Consider the following 5,953-nt stretch of genomic DNA (forward strand, 5'->3'; position numbering starts at 1 on the left):
GTCGAGATCGCCGACCGGGACGACCTGTACAACAACCCGCGCCACCCCTACACCCGTGCTCTCCTGTCCGCGGTCCCCGAGGCGACGGTGGAGGACACACCGGCCCGTGAGCGCATCCGGCTGGTCGGCGACGTGCCCTCGCCGATCTCGCCGCCCTCCGGCTGCCGGTTCCGCACCCGCTGCTGGAAAGCGACGGACAAGTGCGCGACCGAGGCCCCACCGTTGGTACAGGTCGAGGGCAACAAGCCGGGCCACCTCACGGCCTGCCACTACCCCGAGACGGAGGAGACCGTAACCGCTCCCCGCCTCGCCAAGGACCCCGAGGCGGCGTCCTGACAACACCCCTTTTCCGTCAGGAGCCGCCTTACCGGAACGGACTTTCTCGGCCCATTGACCCGAGCCCATGAACGTCCGGTCCAGGGGAGCGAGGGCCCGTGCATCCGTGAAGGATGCGCGGGCCCTTTTCTCATGACGTCGGCTCGGCCGCCTCGTCCGCGTCGGGTATGACGACGTCGGGCCGCACATCGCCGCCCAGCGACCGGACCTGCGGTGAGAGCAGAGCCATCGAGGTCGCTACGACGATCAGGGCCGCGCAGCCGGCCAGCGCCGCGCTCGTCCCCACCGCCTCCGCGACCGGCCCGGCGACCAGCAGGCCGAGCGGGGCGAACGCCAGGGAGCCGAACCAGTCGTAGGAGCTGACGCGGGAGAGGGCCTCCTCGGGGACCTGCCGTTGGATAGTGGTGGCCCACAGGACGCCGAACACGTCGCTCGCGATGCCTGCGCCGAACATGGTCGCGGCGATCAACCAGACCGGGGCCCGCAGGCTGAGCAGGGTGATCGGTACAGCGGCCGGAAACGTGCACAACACGGCCACCAGAACAGGGCGGTTCACCCGCACGCGGGCGGCGAGTCCTGCGCCGGCGATGGTGCCCAGGGCCTGCGCGGCCACGAGGACGGACCACGCCCGGGCCCCGCCCAGGTGCTGCTGCGCGGCCAGCGGGCCCAGTACTCCGACGTTCGCGTTGACCGCGGCAACGACCACCGCGTACTGGGCGACCACGACCCAGAGCCACTGCCGGGAGGCGAACTCCCGCCAGCCCTCCCGGAGATCGGCCCATCCCGAGGACTTCACGCGCGGTACAGCCGACACCCCGAGCCGAGCCGTCAGCGCCGCGCTGACCACGAAGGACGCGGCGTTGAGGGCGAGTGCCCAGCCGGCGCCGACCAGGGCCACGGTGACGCCGGACAGGGCCAGGCCCAGGAGCAGCGAGCCGTTGATGCCCATCCGGAGCAGCCCATTGGCCCGTTGCAGCCGGCCGGTCGGCACGATCAGGGGTACGAGGCCGTCCATCGCGGGGGCGAACAGCGCGGTCGCTGTTCCGGCCAGCGTCGCGAGCAGGCACATCGCCGCGAGCGGTGCGTGCCCGGTCAGCACCATGGCGGCCAGTCCCGCATAGGCCCCGGCCCCCAGCGTGTCGGCCAGCGCCATCAGCCTCGACCGTGACATCCGGTCCGCTACGACGCCGCCCAGCAGGACGAAGACCAGCTGTGGCAGGGCCTGGCAGGCCAGGACGAGCGACAGGCGTCCGCCGTTCGCCCCGGGAAAAGCCAGCACCGCGAACGCCAGCGCCACCCGGGCGAAGCCGTTTCCCAGCACGGAGATCACCCGTGCGCCGAGGAGCAGCACGAACCGCCGGTCGCGCCACAGCGGCGCCTCGCCCGCAGAAGCCGTCACGGGCAGGGACCCTATGTCCCCTCACCGCGCCAGGTGACCGGAACCGGACACGGCCACCACCAACTCCACCTCGAACCCGTCCCCGTCCTCCAGATACGCGGCACAGTGCTCCGGCCCGCCCGCGAAGGGATGCCGGTCCGGGAAGAACAGGGTCCAGCCGTGGTCGGGGGCTGCCGCGACGAAGGCGTCCAACTCGGCCTGCCCGCCGGGCACATGGAAGGCCAGGTGGTTCAGTCCCGGCCGCATCCGGTCGTGCCGCGCGCCCCCGCGCAACGCCGGTGACTGTTCCACGACGATGTACGTGGCCCCCTGCCGCCAGCTCCGTCCGTCGTCCCAGCTCTGGTACGGCACGTATCCCAGCCGCTCCAGCAGCCAACCCCACGACTCGGCCGCCCTCCCCAGATCGGGCACCCATAGTTCGACGTGATGCAGCAACGCCCGTTCAGTCCTCCAGGAACAGCTCCGCCGCGTCCGTCGCGTGCACCGCGCGCTGGGCCCAGACCTCCAACTGGTCCAGGTCCGTGCAGGCTTCCACCCTCTCGCGGACGGCGTCGGGCACGGGGATGCTGCGCCATTCCAGGATGCGGAGAATCATCTCGGCGCGGTCCTGAATACGGCCTTGTTCCCGGCCCTCCTCACGCACCTGCTCGGCCAGCGGATGCCGCCAGAAGTACTGGATCGCTGCCATCAGGTCCCTCCACATCTGCTTCACCTGGCGGTCGGCCAGGCATGAGTCGACGAACTGCGCGAAGGCCGCGGCGCTATCCGCGTCGACGGTCTTCAGGGCGGCTGCCAGCGATTCCAGTATGGCGGCAGCCTTCGGGCCCCGGCCATGTGTCATGGCCGAGAGCACCGCAAGAGGTACGTCCCGTTCGGCCTCCCGCGCATCGGCGATCACCGGCACGTTGTCCGGTCCGAGTACGAGCGGCCGGACCGTCAGGGAGGGCCGGCCGGGCACCCCGAGATGAATCGGCTCCGCCGCCCAGCGCGCCGTCGCCCTGCTCTGCGTGGTGACGATGAGCACGGGCTCGCAGCGGTACTTCTCATAGAGGTACGACAGGTAGTACGGCCAACTGCCTCGCTTGGCCTCGTCCTTCCGCCGCTGTGACTCGACCACCAATAGGTAGTCGCCACTGTCGGTCTCCGCCCGTAACAGAGTGTCCACGCGTCGCTCGACCGGTTCGATCTCGGTGAGGTCGATGTTCATACCCGCGAATTCCCGCGGCTCGGGAAAAGCGACGCCCAACACCTGTTGCAGGGCCCGCGTCAGCAACGCAGGGTCCTTCTGGAAGATCCGGTGCATCGCCTCGTGGGACGAGCTGACCATCGGCTCTCCTTTCTTTCCGACATGATCAACGAGCTACGCGATGGCCAGGTCACACCAGATGTACTTGCCCCGGCTGCCGAACCGGGCCGACGGCTGCCAGCCCCAGTGGTCCGCGCAGGCCATGACCAGCCCGAGCCCCCGCCCCTCCTCCAAGTCCCCCACCTGGTCCAACGGCCGTGGCGGCTCCGGCGGTTCGGGGTCGGTGTCCCACGCCCCGATCCACACGGCGCCCTCAGGGGATCGGCGAATCCTGAGAGCCGCGGGCCCCTTGGTGTGGCGTACGGCGTTGGCGACCAGCTCCGTCGCGAGGAGTTCAGCCGTGTCCACCAGTCCGATCAGGCCGTGCATGGTCAGGATCAGGCGCAGGGTGCGGCGGCAGATCGTGACGGCTCTGAGGTCGTTCGGGATGGAGAGGGTGTAGTCCCAGGTTTCGGGCATGCGTCAACTCCGTTCAGGGGGAGGGGATTTCACCTGCGGTGGCATTGCCGCAACCGTCATGGCAGGACGGAGCGGTGCGCTTCCGCTGCGTGTGCGTCGCATCACTGACGGTATTTCCTAAACTTAGGAAGGTGCAAGCTGTTGCCGTATTCTGATCCCCGAACGAGCTACGTCCACAGGCCAGTTGTGACAGGAGGCAGCGGTGCCGCCGAAGAGGCATCTCACAGTCCGCAGGGTGCGGCTGGGCACCGAACTGCGCAGACTGCGCGAGGGGACAGGTTTGAAGGCTCGCGAAGCGGCGGAGCTGCTGGGAGCCGACTCTGTGCAGATGAGCCAGATCGAGTCCGGTGTCGTCGGCGTGAGCGCCGAACGGCTACGCCGTCTGGCGACCCACTACGCCTGTACGGACGAGGCGTTGATCGACGCGCTCGTGACCATGGCGACCGACCGGACCCGTGGCTGGTGGGAGGAGTACCGAGATCAGCTGCCCGCGCCGTTCATGGATCTGCCCGAGCTGGAGCATCACGCCCGCTTCCGCCGGGACGTGGAGTTCCTGCATGTACCGGGTCTCCTTCAGACCGCGGATTACGCTCGCTTCCTCTTCTCTTACGTGAACCCGGAGTTCCCGCCCAGCGAAGTCGAACGGCGGGTCGATCACCGGATGAAGCGCCGGGTCATCATCGAACGCCCGGACCCGGTCCCGTACGAGGCCGTGATCCACGAGGCGGCACTGCGCATCAGAGTCGGCGACCGATCCACGGCACGAGCTCAGCTCACCCGTGTCCTGGAAATCTCCGAGGCCGACCACGTCACGGTGCGCGTAATCCCCTTCGACCTGGACGGCTTCGGCGGGGCCGGAGGTTCGATGGTGTACGCGGGCGGCCCCGTCCCCCAACTGGACACCGTCGTCCGTGACGGCCCCGGCGGGCCGGTCTACATCGATACCGAAGCCCAGCTCAACCGATATCGAACGCGATTCCGTAGGGTAGAGACAGTGTCACTGGACCCGGACCATTCGCGGGACTTCATCCACCGGCTGGCGAAGGAGCTGTGAGCATGCCGACCCCCCACTCCTGGCGGAAATCCTCCTTCTCCGGTGGCGACGAGGGCGACGCCTGCGTCGAAGTCGCGCACCTGGACGACCACATAGCCATCCGCGATTCAAAGGCTCCGGCCAGGGCAACCCTCGCCTTCCCCGCCGATGCCTTCGTCCCTTTCATCGCGGCCCTCAAAAACCCTGGCCCCACGCGGAGTTGAACAGGTCCCACTCTTACCGAGACCTCGCCCGATTCCGCCCCACCCCCCACCTCCGTGTGCCACACTGCCGCGGTGGTCGACCGCCCCTATACCGATACTTCGCTCGCCGCGGTCTACGACGCCCTCAACCGCTGGGGCCCGGACGACGACTTCTATCTCGACCTGGTGATGGCTGCGCCCACCGTGCTCGATGTCGGCTGCGGCACCGGGCGGCTGTTGCACGGGGCTCGTAAGGCCGGGCACCGAGGCCGGCTGGTCGGGCTGGATCCCTCGGCCGCGATGCTCGTACGCGCTCGGGACCGTGGGCGCGATGTCGAGTGGGTGCTCGGGGATCTGCGTTCGCACCTCTGGCACGAGGAGTTCGGGCTGGTCGTGATGACCGGGCACGCGTTCCAGGAGCTTCTCGGCGACGAGGAGTTGCGGCTGGCGCTGCGGGCCGTGCGCGAGGCTCTCGGCGACGGCGGGCGGTTCGTCTTCGAGACGCGGAACCCGGCGGCGCGGGCCTGGGAGACGTGGACGCCGGACCATGTGCGCGAGGTGGACGACGGCCACGGGGGCCGGGTGCGGGTGTGGCACGAGGTCGAGGGTCCGCTTCGCGGGGACCGGGTCACCTTCACCACGACCTTCGAGGGCGGCCCGCTGCGGCCACCCCGCGTCAGCCGCAGCACCCTGCGCTTCCTCGACGCCGACGCGCTCGCGAAGCTCCTCGCCGAGGCCGGACTGACCGTCGCGGAGCAGTACGGCGACTGGGGGCGCGGGCCGCTCGGACCCGGCGCCCCCGAGATCATCACCGTGGCGCGAAAGAACGTGACCCCACGAACGCCTTAGTCGTCCGCCCCCTCCTCCAGCGCCGCCAGCGCCGGGTCCAGCACGATGTCCTCGTCCCGACCCTCGATCGTCGGATCCTCCGGGAAGTGGCAGGCCGTCAGATGGCCCGTGTGGTTGTCGGAGAGCTGGATCAACGGGGGCTCCTCCGTCGCGCACTTGTCCTGCGCCTTCCAGCAGCGGGTGCGGAAGCGGCAGCCGGAGGGCGGGGAGATGGGGGACGGGACGTCGCCGGCCAGCCGGATGCGCTCGCGGCGACCCGCGGCGTCCTGCTCCTCGTCGAGGCTGACCTCGGGGACGGCGGACAGCAGGGCGTGGGTGTAGGGGTGGCGCGGGCGGGTGTAGATGGACCGACGGTCGCCGACCTCGAT

General features: G+C 69.6%; 9 protein-coding genes. 4 read left to right on the forward strand and 5 right to left on the reverse strand.

Annotated features, from left to right (window positions below):
- On the forward strand, positions 1-336 hold a 336-nt coding region (locus tag ACWC09_RS51970; protein WP_450859252.1), incomplete at its 5' end, for an oligopeptide/dipeptide ABC transporter ATP-binding protein.
- Positions 337-466: 130 nt separating this feature from the next.
- On the opposite strand, the gene ACWC09_RS51975 is transcribed toward ACWC09_RS51970, so the two are convergent.
- Genes ACWC09_RS51975 through ACWC09_RS51990 form a run of 4 tightly spaced genes read right to left on the reverse strand, consistent with a single transcriptional unit; the run spans position 467 to position 3,500 of the window.
- Positions 467-1,735: an MFS transporter gene (locus tag ACWC09_RS51975; protein WP_450859254.1), complete on the reverse strand. Its 1,269-nt coding sequence runs from the start codon at positions 1,733-1,735 to the stop codon at positions 467-469.
- A 21-nt stretch (positions 1,736-1,756) separates the two neighbouring features.
- Positions 1,757-2,170, reverse strand: coding sequence for a VOC family protein (locus tag ACWC09_RS51980; protein ID WP_450859255.1), 414 nt, complete (start codon positions 2,168-2,170; stop codon positions 1,757-1,759).
- A gap of 7 nt (positions 2,171-2,177) precedes the next feature.
- The gene (locus tag ACWC09_RS51985; protein WP_450859257.1) at positions 2,178-3,062 is read right to left on the reverse strand and encodes a hypothetical protein; all 885 of its coding nucleotides are present in this window, start codon (positions 3,060-3,062) and stop codon (positions 2,178-2,180) included.
- Between the two features lie 33 nt (positions 3,063-3,095).
- On the reverse strand, positions 3,096-3,500 hold the full coding sequence (locus ACWC09_RS51990; RefSeq protein ID WP_450859258.1) for an ATP-binding protein: 405 nt from the start codon (positions 3,498-3,500) through the stop codon (positions 3,096-3,098).
- A gap of 202 nt (positions 3,501-3,702) precedes the next feature.
- Here ACWC09_RS51990 and ACWC09_RS51995 point away from each other — a divergent pair, with 202 nt between their 5' ends.
- The 3 genes from ACWC09_RS51995 to ACWC09_RS52005 all read left to right on the forward strand — a co-directional run bounded on the left by ACWC09_RS51995 (position 3,703) and on the right by ACWC09_RS52005 (position 5,585).
- Entirely contained in the window at positions 3,703-4,554 is an 852-nt protein-coding gene (locus ACWC09_RS51995) for a helix-turn-helix domain-containing protein (protein WP_450859260.1), read from the forward strand.
- A gap of 2 nt (positions 4,555-4,556) precedes the next feature.
- Entirely contained in the window at positions 4,557-4,757 is a 201-nt protein-coding gene (locus tag ACWC09_RS52000) for a DUF397 domain-containing protein (protein ID WP_450859262.1), read from the forward strand.
- Positions 4,758-4,829: 72 nt separating this feature from the next.
- Complete coding sequence (locus tag ACWC09_RS52005; RefSeq protein WP_450859264.1) at positions 4,830-5,585, forward strand: class I SAM-dependent methyltransferase; 756 nt, start codon at positions 4,830-4,832, stop codon at positions 5,583-5,585.
- Here ACWC09_RS52005 and ACWC09_RS52010 read toward each other — a convergent pair.
- Positions 5,582-5,953 (reverse strand): oligopeptide/dipeptide ABC transporter ATP-binding protein (locus ACWC09_RS52010; protein ID WP_450859266.1); only part of this gene is annotated, 372 nt, incomplete at its 5' end. The genes ACWC09_RS52005 and ACWC09_RS52010 overlap by 4 nt on opposite strands.

It is taken from the genome of Streptomyces sp. NPDC001617 (genome assembly GCF_053596855.1).